This is a genomic window from Lysobacter hankyongensis (genome assembly GCF_039543145.1).
Classification (GTDB): Bacteria; Pseudomonadota; Gammaproteobacteria; order Xanthomonadales; family Xanthomonadaceae; genus Lysobacter_I; species Lysobacter_I hankyongensis.
Map to the genome: position 1 here is coordinate 26,590 of NZ_BAABJE010000005.1, position 22,341 is coordinate 48,930.

The 22,341-nt window shown below is 67.5% G+C and carries 14 protein-coding genes; 11 read left to right on the plus strand and 3 right to left on the minus strand.

Annotated elements, in window-relative coordinates; all coding sequences use genetic code 11:
- Nucleotides 1–16 precede the first annotated feature (16 nt).
- Both ABD974_RS06085 and ABD974_RS06090 read left to right on the plus strand, forming a co-directional pair.
- Nucleotides 17–2,830, plus strand: coding sequence for a serine/threonine-protein kinase (locus tag ABD974_RS06085; protein WP_345302411.1), 2,814 nt, complete (start codon nucleotides 17–19; stop codon nucleotides 2,828–2,830).
- Nucleotides 2,831–2,871: 41 nt separating this feature from the next.
- Nucleotides 2,872–3,363 (plus strand): hypothetical protein, encoded by a 492-nt coding sequence (locus tag ABD974_RS06090; RefSeq protein WP_345302412.1) that lies wholly within the window; start codon nucleotides 2,872–2,874, stop codon nucleotides 3,361–3,363.
- Nucleotides 3,364–3,620: 257 nt separating this feature from the next.
- On the opposite strand, the gene ABD974_RS06095 is transcribed toward ABD974_RS06090, so the two are convergent.
- Genes ABD974_RS06095 through ABD974_RS06105 form a run of 3 tightly spaced genes read right to left on the minus strand, consistent with a single transcriptional unit; the run spans nucleotide 3,621 to nucleotide 5,891 of the window.
- Nucleotides 3,621–4,247, minus strand: a complete 627-nt coding sequence (locus ABD974_RS06095) for a thymidine kinase (RefSeq protein ID WP_345302413.1) — start codon at nucleotides 4,245–4,247, stop codon at nucleotides 3,621–3,623.
- Nucleotides 4,248–4,305: 58 nt separating this feature from the next.
- Nucleotides 4,306–5,076: an SEL1-like repeat protein gene (locus tag ABD974_RS06100; RefSeq protein WP_345302414.1), complete on the minus strand. Its 771-nt coding sequence runs from the start codon at nucleotides 5,074–5,076 to the stop codon at nucleotides 4,306–4,308.
- Nucleotides 5,077–5,108: 32 nt separating this feature from the next.
- Complete coding sequence (locus tag ABD974_RS06105; RefSeq protein ID WP_345302415.1) at nucleotides 5,109–5,891, minus strand: SEL1-like repeat protein; 783 nt, start codon at nucleotides 5,889–5,891, stop codon at nucleotides 5,109–5,111.
- 148 nt (nucleotides 5,892–6,039) lie between these two features.
- Between ABD974_RS06105 and ABD974_RS06110 the strand changes: the two genes are divergently transcribed.
- The 9 genes from ABD974_RS06110 to ABD974_RS06150 all read left to right on the plus strand — a co-directional run bounded on the left by ABD974_RS06110 (nucleotide 6,040) and on the right by ABD974_RS06150 (nucleotide 22,303).
- Complete coding sequence (locus ABD974_RS06110) at nucleotides 6,040–8,019, plus strand: UvrD-helicase domain-containing protein (protein ID WP_345302788.1); 1,980 nt, start codon at nucleotides 6,040–6,042, stop codon at nucleotides 8,017–8,019.
- 11 nt (nucleotides 8,020–8,030) lie between these two features.
- Nucleotides 8,031–8,804: a sulfite exporter TauE/SafE family protein gene (locus tag ABD974_RS06115; RefSeq protein WP_345302416.1), complete on the plus strand. Its 774-nt coding sequence runs from the start codon at nucleotides 8,031–8,033 to the stop codon at nucleotides 8,802–8,804.
- Nucleotides 8,805–8,861: 57 nt separating this feature from the next.
- Nucleotides 8,862–9,788 (plus strand): 5'-nucleotidase, lipoprotein e(P4) family, encoded by a 927-nt coding sequence (locus tag ABD974_RS06120; RefSeq protein ID WP_425562638.1) that lies wholly within the window; start codon nucleotides 8,862–8,864, stop codon nucleotides 9,786–9,788.
- A 334-nt stretch (nucleotides 9,789–10,122) separates the two neighbouring features.
- Nucleotides 10,123–11,076: a hypothetical protein gene (locus ABD974_RS06125; protein WP_345302418.1), complete on the plus strand. Its 954-nt coding sequence runs from the start codon at nucleotides 10,123–10,125 to the stop codon at nucleotides 11,074–11,076.
- A gap of 275 nt (nucleotides 11,077–11,351) precedes the next feature.
- Nucleotides 11,352–14,021 (plus strand): glycerol-3-phosphate 1-O-acyltransferase PlsB, encoded by a 2,670-nt coding sequence (plsB, locus tag ABD974_RS06130; protein ID WP_425562645.1) that lies wholly within the window; start codon nucleotides 11,352–11,354, stop codon nucleotides 14,019–14,021.
- 221 nt (nucleotides 14,022–14,242) lie between these two features.
- Complete coding sequence (locus tag ABD974_RS06135; RefSeq protein ID WP_345302420.1) at nucleotides 14,243–19,369, plus strand: RHS repeat-associated core domain-containing protein; 5,127 nt, start codon at nucleotides 14,243–14,245, stop codon at nucleotides 19,367–19,369.
- On the plus strand, nucleotides 19,366–19,902 hold the full coding sequence (locus ABD974_RS06140; RefSeq protein ID WP_345302421.1) for a hypothetical protein: 537 nt from the start codon (nucleotides 19,366–19,368) through the stop codon (nucleotides 19,900–19,902). The genes ABD974_RS06135 and ABD974_RS06140 overlap by 4 nt, the downstream gene beginning before the upstream one ends.
- Before the next feature lie 45 nt (nucleotides 19,903–19,947).
- Nucleotides 19,948–20,499, plus strand: a complete 552-nt coding sequence (locus ABD974_RS06145; protein ID WP_345302422.1) for a hypothetical protein — start codon at nucleotides 19,948–19,950, stop codon at nucleotides 20,497–20,499.
- A 292-nt stretch (nucleotides 20,500–20,791) separates the two neighbouring features.
- On the plus strand, nucleotides 20,792–22,303 hold the full coding sequence (locus tag ABD974_RS06150; protein ID WP_345302423.1) for a hypothetical protein: 1,512 nt from the start codon (nucleotides 20,792–20,794) through the stop codon (nucleotides 22,301–22,303).
- Nucleotides 22,304–22,341: the final 38 nt, after the last annotated feature.

The following is a 22,341-nucleotide window of genomic DNA, read 5'->3' on the forward strand; positions in this document are numbered from 1 at the left end:
GCAGAACGCCGAGCCCATGGACGCCGAACGCTGGCAGCGCCTGTCGCCGCTGCTCGATGCGCTGATCGAGCTCGATGCCGATGCCCGCAGGGCGCGGCTCGACACCCTGCGCGAGGAGGATCCGGCGCTGGCCGGCGAACTCGAAGCGCTGCTCGCGCTGGAGGACGAGAACGAGGATTTCCTCGCCGAGCCGCTGGTGGCGCCGCCGCCGATGGCCAAGCCGGAGACGCTGATCGGGCCGTACAAGCTCGACCGCCTGCTGGGCGAAGGCGGCATGGGCCAGGTCTGGCTGGCGCGCCGCGCCGACGGCCTCTACCAGCGCCGGGTCGCGCTGAAGCTGCTGCGCCCCGGCCTGGCCGATCCCAACCTGCGCCAGCGCTTCACCCGCGAGCGCCAGATCCTCGCCCGCCTCGGCCATCCGCACATCGCGCGGCTGCTGGACGCCGGCATCAGCACCGACAACCAGCCCTACCTGGCGCTGGAATACGTCGAAGGCGAACCGATCACCGACTGGTGCCGCGGCCGCGATCTCAACGTCGAGGCGCGGATCAAGCTGTTCCTGCAGGTCTGCGAGGCGGTGAGCCACGCGCACGCCAACCTGATCGTGCACCGCGACCTGAAGCCGTCGAACATCATGGTCACGCCGCTGGACGAAGTGCGGCTGCTGGACTTCGGCATCGCCAAGCTGCTGGACGGCCCCGAGCCGGGCCGCGACAACACCCGCACCGAAGTGCGCGCGTTCACCCTGCACTACGCCGCGCCGGAACAGATCCGCGGCGAACCGGTCACCACCATGACCGATGTGTATTCGCTGGGCGTGGTGCTGTACGAGCTGCTGGCCGAAACCAAGCCCTACCGGCTGAAGCGGCAGACCGACGCCGAGTGGGAAGAAGCGATCCTGGTCGCCGACCCGCAGAAACCTTCGGCGACCCTGCTGCGCGAAGTCGACAGCGATCCCTCGCGGATGATCGCGCTGCGCCGGCGCGCGAAGGAGATCGCCGGCGATCTGGACAACATCGCGCTGAAGGCGCTGTCGAAGCGTCCTGAGCACCGCTATCCCTCGGTGGAGGCGATGGCGCTGGATCTGCACCGCTATCTCGAAGGCAAGCCGGTGCTGGCGCGGCCGCAGAGCATGGCCTACCGCAGCCACAAGTTCCTGCAGCGGCATCGCTGGGCGCTGGCGACCGCCGCGCTGGTGCTGCTGGTGCTGACCACCGCGCTGGTGCTGGTGACGTGGAAGGCGAAGCAGGCGATGCGCGAAGCCAGTCGCGCGCAGGCGCTGCAGGATTTCGTGACCGGCCTGTTCGAACAGGCCGGCGGCCGCGACACCCCGGGCCCGCTGGACGTGCGCAAACTGCTGGAAGCCGGCGAACAGCGCGGCAATCGCGAGCTCGCGCGGCAGCCGCTGGCGAAGGCGGAGCTGTTCGGCGTGATCGCGCGACTGCGTCTGGGCCTGGGCGATTACCGCGACGCGGAGCGGCTGCTCAAAATCCAGAGCGTCATCATCGCCGGCATCGAAGATGCGCCCGACAGCCTGCGGCTGTCTTCGGCGACCGATTTCGGCCGCACCATGCGCCTGCTCGATCGTTCGCCCGAATGCGTGGCGCGGATGAAGCCGCTGGAAAGCGACGCCCGCGGTCTGCAGCGGAGCCTGCCGGCGCAGGTCGCGGATTTCTATTCGGAACTGGGTCGCTGCCAGCGCCAGGAGAACCGGCTGGAGGTGGCGCGGCTGTTGTTCCAGCGCTCGCTGGAACTGCGGCGCAATACGCTGGACGACATCGCCGGCGTGGTCGAGAACCTCGCCGATCTGGCCGACCTCGACAGCGACGACAACAAGCCGGAAGCCGCGCTGCAGGGCTTCCGCAATGCGCTGGCGCAACTGCAGGCCAGCGTCGGCAACCGCCATCCGCTGGCGATCGATCTGCAGCGCCGCCTGTGCGATCTGGAGCGCAGCGCCGGGCAACTGGTGCTGGCCGAGCGCGATTGTTACGACGCGCTGACCCTGGCGCTGGATCTGCACGGCACGGAGCATCCGGCCAGCGTCGACGCGCGCCGCCAGCTGGCCGCGATCCACGTCGACCTGGGCCGCTTCCGCGAAGCCGGCGCGGCGTTCGGCGAAAGCCACCAATGGCTGATCGCGCGGCTCGGCCGCAATCACGAGGACGTGGCGCGCAACGATGCGAGTCTCGGCATCGTGGCGTGGGAACAAGGCCAGTTCGACACCGCGCTGCGCCATCTCGATCGCGCCCTGGCGGTGCTGCGCAAGGACCCGACCTCGTCGCTCTACCACGGCGTGCTGTTCAACAAGGCGATGGTGCTGCACGACGCCGGCCGCAGCCGCGAAGCGCTGCCGCTGCTGCTGCAGGTGCGGCGACTGCGCGCCGCACAGCTCGGCGCCAACAACCGGCGCGTCGGCGATACCGAGCGCATGCTCGGCGAGGTGCAGACCGCGCTCGGTCAGAACGAGAAGGCGCGCGCGCATCTCGCGACCGCGGTGAAGCTCACCCGCGGCGGCTACGGCCCTTCGCATCCGAATACGCGCCGCGCGGAGCTGTCGCTGGCGCTGTTCGATCTTGCGCACGCCGATCCGCCGGCGCCCTCGGTGGCGAACCAGCTGCAGGCGCTGTCGGAACTGCCGAAATCCGATCCGGAACTGCGCAAGGTCGCATGGCTGGCGGGGACCGCCATCGCCCTGCAGCGCTGCAAGGAACCCGGTTTCGGCGAAGGCCCGGCGCTGCTGGATGCGATCGGCGCCGAAATCGCCGCCGCCCTGCCCGAAGGCGGCAGTCTCGCGCGCACGTTCGAACGCGAACGCCTGCGCTGCCGCTGACCGCCACCGATCGTCCTCTCGACACGTCCAAGGACTCCACCATGCCCACGCTCCGCAACGCCGCCATCGCAGTCGCACTCGTCGCCGGACTGTCGGGCAGCGGCTGCGCGCAATCCGGAAGCCGCGTCGACGCGCCTGCGACCAGCAACGCGACGACAGACAGCGCAACGACAGGCAGTATCGCCGGCCACATCCAGCATCCCGCACATGCCATCCCGCCGATGCGGATCTGCGCGATCGGCAGCGGCGCGCCCGCGGAAGCGACGCGGATCTGCGTGCGCACGCAGCGCGGCCAGGGGCGTTATCGCATCGACGGCTTGCCGGCGGACGATTACGTCGTCATCGCCGAAACCAGCGACGGCACGGCGCTGTACCGCGTGGGCGGCCACATGCAGCAGGTGCAATGCATCCGCGCGCCGTGCCCGGAGATGCCGAAGTCGGTGACGGTGACGCCCGGCGCGACGGTCGACGGCATCGATCTGAACGGCTTCTACGACCGCCGCGACGATTTCCCCGCGCTGCCGCCGGCGTGAAGCGCACACGGCAGCGCATACGGTAGAGCGGCCTTCAGAGTCTGTCTGGAATCTCGGCGATGCATATCTCGATTCGATGCCGGCGGACAATCGTCAGCCCGCATCGAATCGGGAAACACCCCCGTGGAGCGACGCAAGTCGCGACGGATTCCGGCAAGACTTGCCGCAGTCGGTCGCGACTTGCGTCGCTCCTACAGGGGCTCCGGTGACAGATCGGGCCGCTCTACCGACTTGATCGGAATGGGCTCCGGGACGCGCTACTGCGACAACGGCAACGGATGCTGCAGCGGATCGATCCGGCCTTCGCCGCGCATGACCTTCTTGAATTCGGCGCGGCTGACCGAGATGTAGCGCTCGTTGCCGCCGATCTCCACCTGCGGCCCGTCCTGCACCGCGTGGCCCTGTTCGTCGACGCGCACGGTCATCGTCGCCTTCTTGCCGCTGTGGCAGATGGTCTTGATCTCGCTGAGTTCGTCGGCCCAGGCCAGCAGATACTGGCTGCCCTCGAACAGTTCGCCGCGGAAATCGGTGCGCAGGCCGTAGCACAGCACCGGGATGCGCAGGCGGTCGACGATCTCGCTCAGCTGCCACACCTGCGCCTTGCTCAGGAACTGGGCTTCGTCGACCAGCACGCAGTCGAGCTTGCCGCGGGTCGCGATGTCGGCGCGCACCAGCGCTTCGAGATCGTCGTCGCGCTCGAAGGCGTGGCCTTCGGCGCTGAGCCCGATCCGCGAAGCGACGGTGCCGGAGCCGGCGCGGAAGTCGAGCTTCGGCGTGAAGATCGCCACGCGCATGCCGCGCTCGCGATAGTTGTGCGCGGACTGCAGCAGGGTGGTGGTCTTTCCGGCGTTCATCGCCGAATAGTAGAAATAGAGCTTGGCCATGCCGCCAGTTTAAATCACGTCGCCGCGGATCATCAGGACCCGCGACGGCGGGCCGCGGTCAGGGCGTCGGCGGCGCGGGCACGTCCACCGGCGGCGGCGGCCCGGCCTCGGCATCGCCGATCTCGCCGACCCGCACGATCCCGTTCTTCCAGGCGCGGTCTTCCGCTTCCCAGTAACGCTGCGGGTCGGTGCGCGACGGCGCGTGCACGGTCGCCAGGATCAGGGCGTCGTTGACGTTCGCCATCGTGCCGCGGAGTTTGTCGCCGGAGGTGATGCCGACGCCGCCGTCGAAGCCGGTGCGCGAGCCGGTGACGTTCAACCGGCTCTGGGTCAACGCCAGCTCGAAGCGACGCTTCGATGCCGGATCGCCGTATTCGGCGTACAGCGCGGGCCCGCGGCGGATCACGTCGGCCTGCTGCGCGGGCGTCAGTTCGCGCCACATGCGTTCGCGGATCGCGAGGAACTGCGGATAGCCGCGTTCGGCGGCGATGTCCGCCCACAGATAGCCCAGCACCCGATCCTCGCGCACGCCGACGCCGTGCCAGTACAGCAGGCTCAGGCGATGCTGCGAATATTTGTCGGCGTAACGCGCGGCCATGCGGAAGGCCTTGGCGGCATCGCGCCAGTTGCCGGTGGCGGCGGCCTTCTGGCCATACAGGCGATGGCGTTCGTTGGGATGATGCGCGCTGAGCGCATAGAGCAGATCGAAGCGCGCGAGCGCCTGGGCATCGGTGTCGATGGCGACCGCGGTCTCGGCCTGCACGGCATCGATGGCCTGGCCCTCCGCCGCGAAGGCGGACGGCGACGCCAGACACAGCGTCAGCGTCATCGATAAAACCGGCGACCGCAGCGCGCGCGCGTTCATGGCGTCGGTGCCGGGACGTCGTCCACGGCCGGCGCTGGTGCGTCGACCTCCGGCGCGGTCTCGGGGATGCGCGATGGGCCGGTCTCCTCGATCTCGCCGATGGTGACGCGGCCGATCTTCGGTTTCATCCACAGCTTGTCCTGCCACGCCCAGTACTTCTTCGCATCCCAGTAGCGTTCGTCGTAGAACTTCGAACCCTCGATCATCTGCCCGCCCTCGGGGCCGGGAATCTCGATCTGCACGCCACGATTGAAACCGGTGCGGCTGCCGGTCATCTGGCTGCGGCCGATGCGCAGTTGGTGTTCGTAGCGTGGCTTGGCCGCGGCGTCGCCGAAGCGCGCGTACGCGGCCTGGCCTTCGGCGATGGCGCGTTCGCGTTCGCCGGGGCTCAGCGCGTTCCAGTACTGCTCGCGCAGAAGCAGAAAGCCGCGATAGCCGCGCTCGGCGGCGAGATCCATCCAGATGTAGGCCTGCACCGGATCGCGCGGCGTGCCCTGGCCCTTCCAGTACATCTCCGCGACCATGCCCTGCGAAGGCTTGTCGGCGAAGAAACCGGCGCGGCGGAAGAAACGCAGCGCATCTTCGTAGCGGCCCTGCTTGTATGCCTCCATCCCGAACTTGCGGTACTTCAGGTCCTGGTGATGATCGAGGAAGCCGGCGGTGATCAGCAGCGGCTGCGACTCGGGATCCGGCGGCGGCGTGTCGGCGGCACGCGCGGCGGAGAGGGGCAGCGCGGCGAGCAGCGCGGCGGCGAGCAGCAGGGGGCGGATCATGGTCATGCGCGAGGGTCCGTGGGGCGGCGTCGACGGGCCGGGGCGAGCCGGTGTGGGGAAGATGTCTCCGTCTGGATGCGCACAGTAGCCGAATCGTCGCGCCCCGGCGGGTAAACTGATGACCTATCCGCCATCGGTCATTCCCGCTTCCTTCATGCACGGCCTCAATCCTCCCCAACGCGAAGCGGTGCTGCACGCCCAGGGTCCGATGCTGGTGCTGGCCGGCGCGGGCAGCGGCAAGACCCGGGTGATCGTCGAGAAGATCGCGCACCTGATCCAGTCGAAGCATTACCCGGCCAAGCGCATCGCCGCGATCACCTTCACCAACAAGGCGGCGAAGGAAATGCGCGAGCGCGTCGCCAAGCGGATCAAGGGCGACGCGGCGGACGGCCTGACCATCTGCACCTTCCACGCACTGGGCCTGAAGCTGCTGCAGATCGAACACGCCAAGCTCGGCCTGAAGCGCGGCTTCTCGGTGTTCGACAGCGACGACTCGCACGCGCAGATGAAGGACCTGATGCCGGGCGCCAAGCCCGATGCGGTGCAGGCGATGCAGAGCCTGGTCTCGCGCGCGAAGAACGCCGGGCTGTCGCCGGAAGAAGCCGTCGCCGCCGCGCAGAGCCCGCGGGAACGCGAGGCCGCACAGCTGTACGCCAAATACCAGCAGCGGTTGACCACCTTCAACGCGGTCGACTTCGACGATCTGATCCGGTTGCCGGTGCAGTTGCTGGAAAGCGACGAGGACTGCCGGCTGGGCTGGCGCGAACGCATCGGCTATCTGCTGGTGGACGAGTGCCAGGACACCAACGACGCGCAGTACCGGCTGCTGAAGGCGATCGCCGGCGAGAAGGGCCATTTCACCTGCGTGGGCGACGACGACCAGAGCATCTACGCCTGGCGCGGCGCGAATCCGGAGAACCTGTCGCAGTTGGGCAAGGATTATCCGACGCTGCGGATCGTCAAGCTCGAACAGAACTACCGCTGCAGCAACCGCGTGCTGCGCGCGGCGAACACGCTGATCGCCAACAATCCGCACGAGCACCTGAAGAAGCTGTGGAGCCAGCAGGCCGACGGCGAGCGCATCCGCATCCTCGAATGCCGCGACGGCGAGCACGAAGCGGAGCGGATCGCGTCGGAGATCCATTTCCTCAACCAGTCGCGCAAGGCGGAGTGGGGCGAGTTCTGCATCCTGTTCCGCGGCAACCACCAGTCGCGGCCGCTGGAAAAGGCGATGCAGCTGCTGCGCGTGCCGTATCACCTCAGCGGCGGCACCGCCTTCCTCGATCGCGGCGAAGTGAAGGACGCGCTGTCGTGGCTGCGACTGATCGCCAATCCCGAAGACGATGCCGCCTTCCTGCGCGCGGTGCAGTCGCCGAAGCGCGAGGTCGGCACGACCACGCTGGCGAAGCTCGCGGAACTGGCGCAGCAGGCCGGACAGCCGATGTCGCGGGCGGCCGAATCCGTCGGCCTGCTGAAGCATCTGCAGCCGCGCGCCGCGAACGCGCTCAGCGGCTTCGTCGACATCGTCCGCGGCCTGCGCAACGACGCGCGCACGCTGACGCCCGCGGAACTGGTGCGCAAGCTCAACGAACGCAGCGGCCTGCTCGCGGCGCTGCGCGCGCAGTGCAAGAACGAACAGATGTTCGCGCTGCGCCGCGGCAACCTCGACGAACTCGCCGACTGGTTCGACGGCGCGCGCGGCGGCGCCGGTCCCGGCGAACTCGCGGCCTCGCTGGCCCTGCTCAGCCACGCCGACAAGGGCGAGCCCGGCAATCAGGTGCGGCTGATGAGCCTGCACGCGGCGAAGGGCCTGGAATTCCGCTACGTCTTCATCATCGGCATGGAGGACGGCACGCTGCCCCACGAGGCCAGCCTCGAAGAAGGCCGGCTCGACGAAGAGCGCCGGCTGCTCTACGTCGGCATCACCCGCGCGAAGGAACAGCTGTGGCTGTCGTATTCGCGCGAGGCGCAGCGCTGGGGCACGAAACTGCGGCTGACGCCCAGCCGTTTCCTCGACGAACTGCCTGCCGACGAACTGCAGCGCGACGGCGCCGACCCGGTCGCCGACGCCGCGCGCAAGCAGGAGCGCGCCAGTGCCGGCTTCGCGGCGATCAAGGCGATGCTGGAAGGCTGACGGACCCCCACGTGGATATCCTCGTCGTCTGCATCGTCGCCCTGCTCGCCTCGGGGCTGACGTTCTTCTCCGGCTTCGGCCTGGGCACGCTGCTGCTGCCGGCGTTCGCGCTGTTCATGCCGCTGGAGCAGGCGGTGGCCGCGACCGCGGTGGTGCATCTGCTCAACGGCCTGTTTAAGCTGGGCTTGCTGTATCGCCACATCGACCGCGGGGTGCTGCTGCGCTTCGGCGCACCGGCGATGGCCGCGGCGCTGGTGGGCGCCTGGCTGCTCTCGGCGCTGGGCGCGCTGCCGCCGCTGCACGCCTACACCGCATTCGGCCATGCGTTCGCGATCACGCCGATCAAGCTGACCATCGGCCTGTTGCTGCTGGGCTTCGCGCTGGTGGAAATCGTGCCGGCGCTGCGCGACCTCGAATTCGATCGCCGCTGGCTGCCGCTCGGCGGCGCGCTCAGCGGTTTCTTCGGCGGCCTCTCCGGCATGCAGGGCGCGCTGCGCAGCGCGTTTCTCGCCCGCAGCGGGCTGCAGAAGCAGGCGTTCGTCGCCACCGGTTCGGCGATCTCGACGCTGATCGATCTGTCGCGCCTCGTCGTGTATGCCGGCACCCTCGCGGCGGTGTTCGGCCGCCTCGACCACCGCCTGCTCGGCTGCGCCGTGCTCGCCGCGTTCGCCGGCGCCTGGATCGGCAACCGGCTGCTGAAGAAGACCACGCTGCACGTCCTGCAACGGATCGTGGCGGCGATGTTGTTCGCGTTCGCGCTGGGGCTCATCGCCGGGGCGTTGTGATGGACACCCGCCGACGGCGATTCACGGCGTTCGGCTAAACTCGGGCGATCGCATTCCATGGGAGTCGCCATGCGCCAGTCGCTGCTGTTCGTTGCCGTGCTGTCTTCGTTGTTCGCTCTGGGCGGCTGCCGCAGTCTGCCCGCATCGACAGGGACGGACGCGGCGGCGGCCACCACGCCTGCGACCGCGCCGGTCGCAACGCCCGCCGTCGCCGCCGACGACAATCTGAACGCGGTGTTGTGGGTGCAGCGTTCGGCCGAATATCAGGCCGCCGCGGAGACGGTCTACCGCGCCGCCACCGACAAGCTCGACGCCGCGCTGAAGGATCCGCGCTGGGACGCGCTGGTGCCGGAGGAGCGCGCCACGCCCGCGACCGGGCTGCCGCCGGCGGTGGTGATGGACATCGACGAGACCGTGCTGGACAACTCGCCCTACCAGGCGCGGCTGGTGCGCGAGGGCGGCGAATACAACGAAGCGACCTGGGACGCGTGGGTGCGCGAGAAGCGCGCCAAGCCGGTGCCCGGGGTCGTCGAATTCGCCCGCGCGGCGCAGGCGAAGGGCGTGACCGTGCTGTACATCTCCAACCGCGCCGAACATCTGATCGCGCCGACCCTGGACAACCTGCGCGCGGTCGGCCTGCCGGTGAAGGACGACAGCGTGTTCCTCGGCCTGGGCACCTTCGTGCCGGACTGCGAGCAGGAAGGCTCGGAGAAACTCTGCCGCCGCCAGTTCGCCGGGCGCAGCTACCGCGTGCTGATGCAGTTCGGCGACCAGCTCGGCGATTTCGCCCAGATCATCGCCAACACCCCCGACGCCCGCGCCGAACTGCAGGCCCGCCATCGCGGCTGGTTCGGCGAACGCTGGTGGATGTTGCCGAACCCGACCTACGGCTCGTGGGAGCCGGCGGTGTTCAACAACGAGTGGCGGCAGCCGCGCGAACAGCGCCGCGAGGCCAAGCGGGCCGCGCTCGATACCGCCAACTGATCCGAACAGCGGCGAATCCGCGGCGTTCATCGACGAACGCCGCACGATGCCCGTCTCGTCGATCGCGGAGCGCGCATCGGACCAGCATCCGATTGATGAAATGCAAGCGATATCAATCACTTGATCCATATTTCTTGAAGTGTTGTATTAAAAACCGGGCGCGGTTAGGCTCTGACCATCCGGGTTCGCCCGGAACCGTGCCACAACCGTGACCTGCCGGCCTCGGCCGGAATTTTCGGGAGACCCACCGCGGTCTCCTTTTCTTTTTCCGTTTCCGACGACCTCCTGCCGGCCGCTTGTCGGCCGCGCCCGGGCCGGCCAAGATGCGGGCACCATGGCCTCCGCCCTCGCCACACCCTCCCACCGCTTCCCGGCACCGCTGGCCGCCCTGCTTGCGGTCGCGCTGGCGTTGGCGGCGACGAGCTGCGGCGACGAGCGCGAGCACGTGGCCGGTGCGGCGACGGAACCGGTACAGGCCGTCGCCCTGCTCAGCGGGCATCTGCGCGACAACGACCTGCAGGCCTTCGCCCACGACGCGGTGCCACCGGCGCTGCGTCCGGCGCTGGCGGCCGCGTGGCAGGCCGGCCGCACCCGCTGGCCGCTGGAGGAACTGCCGTTCGACCACCGCATCCCGGGCGTCCTCGCCACGCTCGCCGCCGACGGCGCCGAAGCCCGCCTGCGCAGGAACTTCGACCGCCAGTTCGCCAACGCCCACAGCGAGCTGCGGGCCGCGGCCAAAGCGCTGGGGCTGTTCGGCGCCAAATATCTCCAGAACGACCAGGCCCTGAGCCCGGAGGAGCGCGCGCATTACGTGCAGGTGGTGGAAGCCATGGCCGACTGGGGCGGGAAGGCGCGGCTGGGCGATCCGAAGCGCGCCCGTGCCGCGATCGCCAAGCTCAGCCTGGCCGCGCGCCGGACCGAATTGCGGGACGAGGCGGATTTCCGCCGGCTGGGCATGGACGAGAGCCTGCGCCAGCTCGGCCCGATGGCCGCGGCGGTGAAAGCGTCGCTGGCCGGCTACGGCCTGGATCTGGACGAAAGCCTGGACGCCATGAGCCTGTCGCTGGAAAGCCGGGACGGCGACCGCGCGCGGGTGCGGATGCGCTATCCGCTGGGCGGACGCACCATCGACACCGTGGTCGCGGTGGAGCGCGTTGACGGCCGCTGGTACATCAGCGACTTCCTGCGTCACGCCCGGGCCGCGGCGGCCGCGCCGACGCCGGCGGCGCCGCTTCCGCCGGTCGCTCCGCCCGCGGAGACCGCGACGGCGAAACCGACTTCGTCATAATGGCGGCGATCATGCCGACATCCCCGAACCAACCCACGCTCTTCGAAGCCGAATCCGGCCCCGCCCCGACGCCCGCGTTCGCTGCCCCGGAAGCGACCGTCGACGCCGGGACCGCACCCGCCAAAGCGCCCGAAGTTCCCGCTGAAGCACCGATCGAAGTCCCAGCTGAAGCGCCGACCGAAGCACCGGTCGAAACCCCGACGGAAGTGCCGGCCGAAGCCCCGGTCGAGGTGCCTGCCGAGGTCCCGACCCAAGCGCCGCCGCCCACCGCCGCAATGGCCGATGCGGACACCGCCGCCGCGCACGGACCGTCCGAAGATGACGGACCCGCGCAGCCCGAACTGGCGATACCGGCCGTGCAGCCCGAGGCGCCGCCGCCGGCCAGCCCACCGCCGGTTCGCGGTCGTCGCCCGTGGTGGGCCGGCCTGCTGGGTCGCCTGCTGGAGCCCTGGATCGAACTGCGCATCGATCCGCTGCCCGAGCCGCTGGCCGACGACCCGCGCCCGATCTGCTACGTCCTCGAGGACTATGGCCTGTCCAACGCGCTGATCCTCGAACGCGCCTGCCGCGAAGCCGGCCTGCCGTCCGCGCTGCGGCCGCTGGCGGGCGATCCGCTGAAGCGCAAGCGCGCCTACGTCGCACTGTCGCGGCGCAACGCCAACAGCACCCTCGGACTGGCCGCGGACATGGCCGTGGACATCGCCACCGGCAAACCGCCGAAGATGGCGCGTCCCGCGCGGCGCCATTCCGAGGCGCTGGCGCGCCTGCTCGACGCGCATCGCGCCGACCCTTCGCTCGACGTGCGGCTGGTGCCGGTGTCGATCTTCGTCGGCCGCGCGCCGGACCGGAACAACGGCTGGTTCTCGGTGCTGTTCTCGGAAAACTGGACCCTGGTCGGCCGCTCGCGCCGGCTGCTGGCGATCCTGCTCAACGGCCGCGACACCCGCGTCCAGTTCGCCGCACCGGTCGAAGTGCGCGGCGTGGTCGCCGAAGCGCTGCCGCCCGAGCGCACCGTGCGCAAGCTCTCGCGCGTGCTGCGCACCCACTTCAACCGCATCCGCGAAGCGGTGATCGGGCCGGATCTCTCCACCCGCCGCCTGCTGATCGACAAGGTGCTGTCCGCCGATCCGGTGAAGCAGGCCATCGCCGACACCGCGCGGCGCGAGAACGGCAAGGAAGAGGACGCCTGGAAGAAGGCCCACGCCTACGCCTACGAGATCGCGGCCGACTACTCGCCGCCGGTGGTGCGCTCGGCCTCGTTCCTGCTCACCACGGTGTGGAACCGCATCTACCGCGGCGTGCTGGTGCATCACCTCGACCGCCTCAAACAGGACGCCCCCGGTTACGAAGTGGTCTATGTGCCCTGCCATCGCAGCCACATGGACTACCTGCTGCTGAGCTATCTGCTCTACACCCAGGGCATCGTGCCGCCGCACATCGCCGCCGGCATCAATCTCAACCTGCCGGTGATCGGCACGATCCTGCGCAAGGGCGGCGCGTTCTTCCTGCGCCGCAGTTTCCGCGGCAACGCGCTGTACTCGGCGGTGTTCTCCGAATACGTCGCGCAGCTGGTCGCGGGCGGCTATTCGATCGAATACTTCATCGAGGGCGGGCGTTCGCGCACCGGACGGCTGCTGCAGCCCAAGGGCGGCATGCTGGCGATGACCATCCGCGCCTACCTGCGCCAACCGACGCGCCCGGTGCTGTTCCAGCCGGTGTACATCGGCTACGAGAAGCTGATGGAAGGCAACAGCTATCTCGACGAACTCTCCGGCAAGCCCAAGGAAAAGGAATCGATCTGGTCGCTGCTCTGGGGCATCCCCAAGGTGCTGCGGCAGAACTACGGCCAGGTGGTGGTGAACTTCGGCGAACCGATCCGGCTCGGCGACGTGCTCGCCGAACAGGCCCCGGAGTGGAACGGCCAACCGGTGGACGAGGACGAAAAACCGGCGTGGCTCGCGGGCACGATCGACAGCCTCGCCGATCGCGTGCAGATCAACATCAACCGCGCCGCCGACGTCAATCCGATCAACCTGCTGGCGCTGGCGGTCCTGTCCACGCCGAAGCACGCGATGGGCGAGACCGACCTGCTGGCGCAGATCGCGCTGTCGAAAATGCTGCTGGCCGAAGTGCCGTACTCCGACCGCATCACCGTCACCCCGCACACGCCGGAGCAGATCGTCGCCCACGGCGAAGACATCGGCGTGCTCGCGCGCACCGCGCATCCGCTCGGCGACGTGGTCCACGTGAGCGGCGACACCGCGGTGCTGCTGAGCTATTTCCGCAACAACGTGCTGCATCTGTTCGTGGCGACCGCGTGGATCGCCTGCTGCTTCCAGCACAACCGCCGGATGAGCCGCAACACCCTGCTGCGCGTCGGCCGATCGCTGTATCCGTTCATGCAGGCCGAGCTGTTCCTGCCCTGGGACGAAGACGGTTTCGCCGATCAGGTGCAGCGCACCATCGCGGTGTTCGTGCGCGAAGGCCTGCTGCAACAGGTCAGCGACGACGACGGCGGCATCCTCGCCCGCAACGCCGGACAGTCCGACGAAGTGTTCCGGCTGCGCGCACTGGGCCACCCGCTGCAGCAGGCGTTCGAGCGCTACTACATCGCGATCTCGGTCCTGGCGAAGAACGGCCCGGGCAAACTCGGCGCCGGCGAACTCGAAAGCCTCTGCCATCTCGCCGCGCAGCGCCTCAGCCTGCTGTACGCGCCCGCCGCCCCGGAATTCTTCGACAAGACCCTGTTCCGCAGCTTCATCCGCAAACTGCGCGAACTGAAACTGGTGTGGCCCGACGAGAACAGCAAACTGGTCTTCGACCAGCGCCTCGACAACTGGGCGAAGGACGCCAAGACCATCCTCGGCCGCGAACTGCGCCACACCATCGAGAAGGTCAGCCCGGAAGCGGCGACGCCGGAACCGGCGCCCGACGCCGTCGGCTGAGCCGGTTTCGCGCGGAAGGCCTGCCGCGGCAGGCTGGTTGTATCCGCGAGGATGCGGCGCCATGGATCGACACAGGAATGTGCGGAATCGCTGGCGCATCGGCGATACGATTCCGCAACGTCACGACGACAAGACACCCAAGGACGGCCACCACCATGCCTCTCTCGACCGACGCCGGAAACCGTTCGCGCCTTCTCCGTCGGCTGCGGGATTGGCGCAGCATGCTGCTGGCGCTTCTCATCCTCGGCGGCGCGGGCGCGGTGGCGCAGGTGGCCGGACCCACGCCCGCGCCGAATTTCTGCTACGGCAACAATTCCGACGCCCAGGTCTGCAGGCCGACGCTCGACCAGGCCGAAGCGGTGATGCGCGCCGACCCGTTGCTGAAAGGCGCGGGCGATGTCGTCGAACACTTCGCCACCGCGCCGGTGAATCCCGACACGATCCGGCAGCAGTACGCGGTCATGGATCGCCGGGCCGAAAGCATCGGCGTGCCGGCCTACTTCGGCGATTTCGGCGCATTCGGCAACAGCAACGGCGACTGCGCGCTCAGCGAGGACCAGACCGGACTGCCCGGCTGGTGCGCCAGCGAATCGCAGGTCGTCGAGCTCGGCAAGGCCGCGGTCCGCCGGCAGTTTCCGGAATGCATTCCCGGCAGCGCCAGCGTCGTCAGCGAGTACAGCCTGCCGAGCCTCAATCCGGTCGCCAACACCACCCGCGGCCGCATCAGCTACGGTCAGCGGCGATATCAGGTCGAGATGCTGTGCGCCGACGGTCCCTACACCAAGGACTTTCACGTCCTCAAGCAGCGTCCCGCGTACTGCCGCACGGGGTTCAAGACGATTTCCGGCGCGGTCCTGGACGAGCTGCTGACCCAGGATTTCCTGTGCACGGCGCAGGAAGGCCGCGTCGTCTTCATCGAATCGCCCATCCGGCAATGCGGCAGTTGCGCAGGCAGCCCGAATCCGATGTACCCGGCGACCGGGGAGAAGCGTCGCGCGGAAGCGGATTTCGCGTTCGCCGGTCAGGACTTCGTACGCCATTACCGCTCGCTGCGCCAATTCCGCAACAACCGGCAGTTCGCGGTGGCGTGGACGCATACCTGGAGCGACCGCATTCTCGTCGGCACCAGCAGCACGGTGCCGTATCTGCACATCGGCGAGGCGGGCGATTACGAAGGCTATCGCGCGGTCGGCGGCAATCGCCACCGCGGCGAGAATTCGACCGACCGCATCCTGGAACGGGTGAACGTCAACGGCATCGGCTGGCGCCTGCGGATGCCCGACGGCGAACTGCGGGAGTTCGATACCGACGGCTATCTGATCGCGGTCCGTCATCCAGACGACCCGCTGGCGGACGTGTCGATCGCCTATGCCGACAAGGCGATCTCCACAGTGACCGACGCGCAGGGTCGGAAACTTCGCTTCGAGTACGCGGATCGGCTGCTGCGCCGCATCGTCCTGCCCGACGATACCGTGTTCGCGTACGGCTACGACGACAAGCTGAACCTCGTCGCGGTCGTGCAACCGGGCGGTACCGTGCGTCAGTACCACTACAACGAAGCCGGACTCGCCGGCGCCAGCGATCGTCGACACCACCTCACCGGCATCACCGCGGAGGACGGGCGCCGCTACGCGTCGTTCGCCTACGACGCGCGCGGCCGGGCGATCTCCAGCCGCGTGCTGGGTTCGCCCAACGAAGTCGCGACCGTGTCCTATCCGGACGAAGACCACGCCACCCTCCAGACCGCCGACGGCGGCAGCGACGCCTATACGATCCAGTCCGGCACCTACCGCCGCATTCTGGGCAACAACGACGGCAACCACGCGTCGCAGCTGAGCTACGACGCCGAGGGCCGCCTGACCCGCGTGGTCGACAAGGCCGGCACGATCACCGACTACGCCTACGACAGCGTCCACCTCACCGCCACCACCGAAGCGGTCGGCAAGGATGAAGAGCGGCGGCACGAAGTCGACCGCGACCCGGTCACCGGGATGACGACCGCACTGCGCGTACGCGACAAGGCCGGCGCGCTCGTGGCGCGCACGACCTGGACGTACAACACGCGTCGTCAGACGACGAGCGAGTCCGTGATCGATCCGGTCACCGGGACGAGCCGTACGACCAACGTCACCTATTGCGACGCCATCGACAGTGTCTGCCCGGTGGTCGGCCTGCTGAAGTCGATCGACGGTCCGCTGCCTGGCGCCACCGACATCATCCGCTTCGAATACCGGATGACCGACGCGCCCGGCTGCGCGACCGCGCCGGGCAGCTGCGCGTATCGCAAGGGCGATCCGTGGAAGACCATCGACGCGCTGGGCCATACGCGCGAAGTCCTCGCCTCCGATGGTGCCGGCCGGGTCCTGTCGATGCGCGACGCGAACGGCGTCGTGACCGATCTCGTCCGCGACGCCCGCGGCCGGCCGATCGCGATCAAGGTCCGCGGCACCGACGACGGCGGCGAGACCGACGATCAACTGACATCGATCGACTATCACCCCACCGGCACCGTCCGCCGCATGACCTTGCCCGATGGCGTGCAGACACGGTTCGAATACGACGCCGCGCAACGGCTGACCCGCATCGTCGATGGCGTCGGCAACACCCTCGACTTCACGCTCAACCCGGCCGGCGAGGTGGTGGGCGAACACGCGCGCGACACCGGCGGCGCGCTGCTGCACATGCTCTCGCGCACCTACGACACCCTCGGTCGGCTGCAGGCGGTGAAGGACGCCGAGCTGCGTGCGACCACCTTCGCGTACGACGCTGTCGACAACCTCACGCTGGAGACCGACGCCCTCGGTCGCAGAACCACGCACGGCTACGACGCGCTCGGCCGGCTGCGCAGCAGTCTGCAGGACGTGGACGGCCTCGCTGCGCAGACGCAGTTGCATTACGACGCGCTCGACCGCGTGGTGCGCGTCACCGATCCCAACGGCCTGCACACCGACACCGTCTACAACGGCTTCGGCGATGTCGTCTCCACGACCAGCCCGGACACCGGCACCACGACGTCGACCTACGACGGCGCCGGCCGCGTCCACACCACCACCGATGCCCGTGGCATCACCGCGACCTACGCTTACGACGCGCTGGACCGGGTGACATCGGTCGTCTATCCCGACGACAGCCGCAATCTCGGTTTCGTCTACGACGTTGCGCCCGTCGAGTGCCCGACGGCCGAACGCTTCCACATCGGCCGCCTCGCGCGCATGACCGACGCCAGCGGCGCGACCGCGTTCTGCTACGACCGTTTCGGCCACCTCACCCGCAAGCTGCAGGCCACCCAGGGCCGCACCTTCGCCGTGCGCTACGACTACACGCCGCGGGCCGGCAGCGGCAACGGCGTGCTGTTGCGCCCGCGCCCGCCCGCCGGCCACCTGATGGGCCTGACCTACCCGGACGGCGCCCAGGTCCGCATCGACCGCAATCCATTGCGCGAGGTCACCGGCCTCACCGTGACCCTGGCCAATGGTCAGACCGAGACGCTGCTGCGCAACGCGCAGTACTACCCGTTCGGCCCTGTCTCGCGCTGGACCTACGGCAACGGTCGCACGCTGGCGCGGTCGCTCAACCAGAACTATCTGCCCGGTTTCGTCGAAGACACCCGCCCGGGCGGATTGAGCGAAGGCTACTGGTTCGATGCCGTCGGCAATCTGCAGTCGCTGCAGCGCGCCGACCAGAGCGCGCCCTCGAAGCGCACCTACGCCTACGACGGCCTGGACCGGCTCACCGGCGTGCGCGACGGCGCCACCGCCGCGCTGTTGCAGGGATACGAATACGACAGGACCGGCAACCGCACGCGCGAAACCGAGGGCGGCGCGGTGCGCGACTACGCGTATGTCGCCGACACCCATCGCTTGGCCAGCGCGGGCGGTCTATCGCGACAATACGACGACGCCGGCAACACCACGCGCATCGGCCCCGCGACGACCGCCGCGCAAACGACGGCGCCGGTCGCCTCGGACCCGCGCGCAACACCGATCCGCAACCGGCGTCTGGATCTGCAGACACAGGCCCGCGCCCGCAGGGACTACAAGCACGACCGTCCGCGGCCGACAACATCCCGAGTCGCCCCACTGTCATCCCGAGCCGCAGGCGAGAGACCTGCTGCCAGTTCGACCTCCACCAAAACCTTCCCGAGCCACATCGTCCGCGACTTCCTCTACGACGCCACCGGTCGCATGCGTCAGGTCCGGAACGACGGCGTCGTGGCGGTGGACTACCTCTACAACGCCCGCGGCGAACGCGTCCATCGCAGCCGCGTCGGGCAATCGGTCACCACCGTGCACGACGAGGCCGGCCGCTGGCTGGGCGATTACGACGGCAGCGGCCAGCCGATCCAGCAGGCGATCTGGCTCGACGACCTCCCGGTCGGCCTGCTGGTCGGCGCCGGCGCGAACCAGACGCTGTATTACCTCGAACCCGATGCGCTGGGCAGCCCACGCATCGCCATCGATCCGGTCCGCGACGTGGCCGTGTGGCGCTGGGATCTCACCGGCGAAGCCTTCGGCGAAACGCTCCCGAACGAAGACCCGGATGGCGACGGTATCGCCTTCGTACTGGACATGCGCTTCCCGGGTCAGCGCCACGACGCCGCGACCGGGCTGTATCACAACTACTTCCGGGATTACGATCCGGCCATCGGCCGCTACGTGCAGAGCGATCCGATCGGCCTAACCGGCGGGATCAGCACCTACGCCTACGGCAACGGCGCGCCGCTGGGGTTCAGCGATCCACTCGGACTGCAGGGCCGCGGCGGCTGGGGCCAACGCATCGGCGCGATGCTCGCCCGCCCGCTCGTGGAACGGATGGGCGGAGGATTGCTGGCGAAGGCCGCGGGTCAGGCCGCGAAGCAACGCGCCGACATGCGGCGCGCGCAGAAGATGCTGGAACGGATGCAGGGTATCTGGGGCAGGATCGGACGGGGCGGAAAGCGCAGAACGGATGAGGTGCCGCAGGGGTGTGATAGTACTGCTAGTGCTGCACAGCAGGTTCTGCTGGATAGCAACGTCACCACCGGATTGAAATCGGATGCCACTTTGCGTGGAAGAATCTTGCCAGGAGAGGTTCCGGTAAAATCCTATGTAACAATTCCTGAGATGCGGAACGCAGTAGAACACAGCAACCTGCGTGGCGTTCCCGGTGCTGCTTACGACCTCCCAACGCTGACGACACATCCGTCGCTGGATGCTCGGATCAACATTCGCGGGATGTTACCGGATCGCCCGGGACGCTTCGGCGATGGAGTTATTGGCGCTCAGGCATTGGAGAACAAGCTAACGTTGATCACCGACGACAGACGCCTGAGAGTTATTGTCGAATCCCTCGGAGGCACAACGCGATGATTGACCGCCAAGAAGTCTTCATAAAACATGGAGACCCTGTATTCCTTAAAAATGGTGTCAAATTAGAAGTGTCGGCATCAATCGCCTCAAGGCCATCTGCCATTTTGATAAGTGCCGAAAACGGAACTATCGAGATCCCAAGCTTCACTGATTCTCAGATCAATAATAAATTTGAATTGATGCCAATTTTTGAAGTTGTGTATTGGAACGATATTGCAATCATCGTTGGATTGCCTTCAATAGTCATTGTCTACGAAAAAAAGTTGCTCAAGATTGATCTTTTTCGCAAGGCTACTGACGATTCTGGTTTCTATGCCATCGAGTGGCTGGAAGATGATGATCGTCTGTTCTGCATCTATGAAGGTGGGATAATTTCTTTCAACCGCCATGGCGAAATCCTTTGGCATATACAAAAAGCATGGGATGACATTTTCACGAGCTTTGAAAATGGAGATTTTATTCTGATGGAGCCAGACGGAAAAATCATCGGCATTGATAGTTCGAACGGCTTTCGGAAAACCAAGAGAAATTGAACTTAGGAGAAGCTTTATGGTCTAGACACGCCTAGGCCTACAGCGGTGCGCAGCCCGCTCGTGGAACGGATGGGTGGCGACCTGCTGGCGCGCGGCGCGAGTGCGGCAGCCAAGGCGCGCGCGCAAGCCCGATGCTTAGCGGAGCTGGCGCAACGCATTCAGGGCATCTTGGGCAGGATCAGACGGGGCGGAAAGCATGGATCGGATCGGTGGAGAATCATTCTGATGAGTGCTTATAACTGGATCGACATCAACAGAAATTGCCCTTCCTGTCATTCTGATGCTCACATAAAGTGCCAAGCTCACTACTTTTCTGACTATTCAGGAGATGATTCCGGAAGATTTCATGACCGCAATTATCGTCTTGGACAGGCGATGTCTTGGTGGAATCAATCTGATCCAAAGTACCTCTCTTTTCTTGAAGGAGAATCAAATCCCGATGGAATGAAAGTAAATCGATTGATTGAATGCTGCTACAGCACATGCATGTCCTGCGATGCAGATCTATATGTAGCAATCGCCTTCTTAGTCAACACTCCTGAAAAAATATTGGATGTCGGATTGATCGCGGACTGGCCTGCGAACCGTCCAAGATAGATATTCTGCGATTTGAGCTGTCAACTGCTCTTTGAGGCGATTCCCAAGAGTCAGACTGCGAGTCGACGCGGAGAAGATGCTGGAGCGGATACAGCACATCTGGGGCGGAATTGCGTGGAGCTGGAAGCACGGTTTACGCGCACATTCGCCGAAAGCGTTCAGAACGAAGAGCCGAACATCGGCGGGCCATTTCCTCAATCGGCCCGCGTTTCCGCACCCCGCAGTTCACCCGGTAAAACGCAGGAAAACCGGTGCAGAATGACAGCCTTCGAAACGAATGGCTGCCCCCACCATGTCACGATTCCTTTCGGCCCTGCTCGCGCTCGCGTCGTTCGCCCTGTTCGCGCACCCTGCCTCAGCGGACAGCCTGGCTTGCGGCACCTATCTCGATGCCGAGTCCGGCACGCGGCTGACGGTCGCCGATGGCCGCAACGCGCGACTGCTGCGCGAGGGCATGGCGCCGGCGACGTACTGGCATCGTCGCGACGGCGGAGCGGCGCATCTGTACAACCTCGACGACGGCTACATCGACGACTACCGCGTGAGCGCCGATGGACGCACGCTGACCGGCGAGGACGCGACGTTCCGCAAGACCTTCGTGCTGCAGGAGACCGGACGCTGCGCGAACGTGTCGGCGCCATCGCCGGGCACCTGCGCGGCGTCGATGGATGCCTGCATGGCCGGCATGGATCTGGCCGCGGGCACGATGCTGAAACGCTACTGCGAGGAAGGCGTGCCCTACGCCTGCGGACGCTGGATCGAAACGCTGCGCGATGCGGCGAATCCGTCGTCGCCGCTGGACGCCGGCCCGCCACCGGTCTGCCGCGAAGGCACGGCCGCCTTCGACGCCGCGGCCTGCGAGCGAGCGGTCGCGACGGCGCTGGGCGCAGCGCTGGCGGAGGCCGCGACGTCCCTCTACGCCGATGACGCGCCGCTGGCGCCGACGCAGCTGGATACGTTGCCCGCGCTGTGCGAACGCCAGGGTTCGGCGAAGACCTGTGGCATCGTCGCGGAGGAACTGTGGAACGGCGGACGTTATGCCGACGCACGCACGGCGCTGCGCGATGCCTGCGAACGCGGCGGGGATCCGGAGGCCTGCAGACACACCGCTTCGCTCGCATCGCTGGACGACAGCGCCCTGCGCGCGGCACCGGCCGACGCGCTGCCCTGCGGCCGTTACGTCGCCGAGACCGGTTTGATGAGCGAACTGGACTTCGGCGATCGCGGGCGTGTCGAAGGCATCGGCGGCGCGCTGCGCGCGCGGCTGCAGGACGGACGGGTCCGCATCCGTCACGACAAGGGCGGCGATTTTGTGTTCCGCCGGCTTGGCGACGATCGCCTGCTCGGTCTCGACGACTGGAACCGCTACGCGCTGTATCGGCGCGAAGGCGATGCCCGCACGTGCGCGGCGCCGGTGGCGTTCGTGGAAACGGCGATGGTCGAGGACTGCCCGCAGCCGGGCGCGGAAAGCGCCGCGGCCTGCTGCGCCCGCGGCAGCCTGCACGGCTGCAACATCGCCGGGCACCAGGCCGCGCTCGCGAACGACTGGCCCGGCGCGAAGCCCTACTACCTGAAGGTCTGCGCCGGCGGCGTGCGCGTCGGCTGCGAAAACCTCGTGCAGGTGTTCGCGCACATCGAAGACGGCGGCATTCCCGAAGCGCTGGACGCGCTGTGCGCCGCGAATCCGAAGCACGTGGCCTGCGACGTCGGCGAAACCACGAACTGGGACGCGCTGGGGCTCGCGCGCGGGCTCGACGACGTCATGCGCGAGCTGGAGCGCGAAGAAAACGCACCGCAGGAATGACCGTACGTCCGCCGGTTCCCTGAGCGGGTTCCCGGAGC

Excerpts from the sequence above, each read along its gene's own strand:
- ABD974_RS06120 (WP_425562638.1), top strand. The coding sequence starts at position 8,862 with ATGGGAGTCGCCATGCGCCAGTCGCTGCTGTTCGTTGCCGTGCTGTCT.
- ABD974_RS06150 (WP_345302423.1), top strand. The coding sequence starts at position 20,792 with ATGTCACGATTCCTTTCGGCCCTGCTCGCGCTCGCGTCGTTCGCCCTG.
- plsB (WP_425562645.1), top strand. The coding sequence starts at position 11,352 with ATGGCCGATGCGGACACCGCCGCCGCGCACGGACCGTCCGAAGATGAC.
- ABD974_RS06125 (WP_345302418.1), top strand. The coding sequence starts at position 10,123 with ATGGCCTCCGCCCTCGCCACACCCTCCCACCGCTTCCCGGCACCGCTG.
- ABD974_RS06100 (WP_345302414.1), bottom strand. The coding sequence starts at position 5,076 with ATGACGCTGACGCTGTGTCTGGCGTCGCCGTCCGCCTTCGCGGCGGAG.
- ABD974_RS06140 (WP_345302421.1), top strand. The coding sequence starts at position 19,366 with ATGATTGACCGCCAAGAAGTCTTCATAAAACATGGAGACCCTGTATTC.
- ABD974_RS06095 (WP_345302413.1), bottom strand. The coding sequence starts at position 4,247 with ATGGCCAAGCTCTATTTCTACTATTCGGCGATGAACGCCGGAAAGACC.
- ABD974_RS06110 (WP_345302788.1), top strand. The coding sequence starts at position 6,040 with ATGCACGGCCTCAATCCTCCCCAACGCGAAGCGGTGCTGCACGCCCAG.
- ABD974_RS06105 (WP_345302415.1), bottom strand. The coding sequence starts at position 5,891 with ATGACCATGATCCGCCCCCTGCTGCTCGCCGCCGCGCTGCTCGCCGCG.
- ABD974_RS06090 (WP_345302412.1), top strand. The coding sequence starts at position 2,872 with ATGCCCACGCTCCGCAACGCCGCCATCGCAGTCGCACTCGTCGCCGGA.
- ABD974_RS06135 (WP_345302420.1), top strand. The coding sequence starts at position 14,243 with ATGCTGCTGGCGCTTCTCATCCTCGGCGGCGCGGGCGCGGTGGCGCAG.
- ABD974_RS06085 (WP_345302411.1), top strand. The coding sequence starts at position 17 with ATGGACGCCGAACGCTGGCAGCGCCTGTCGCCGCTGCTCGATGCGCTG.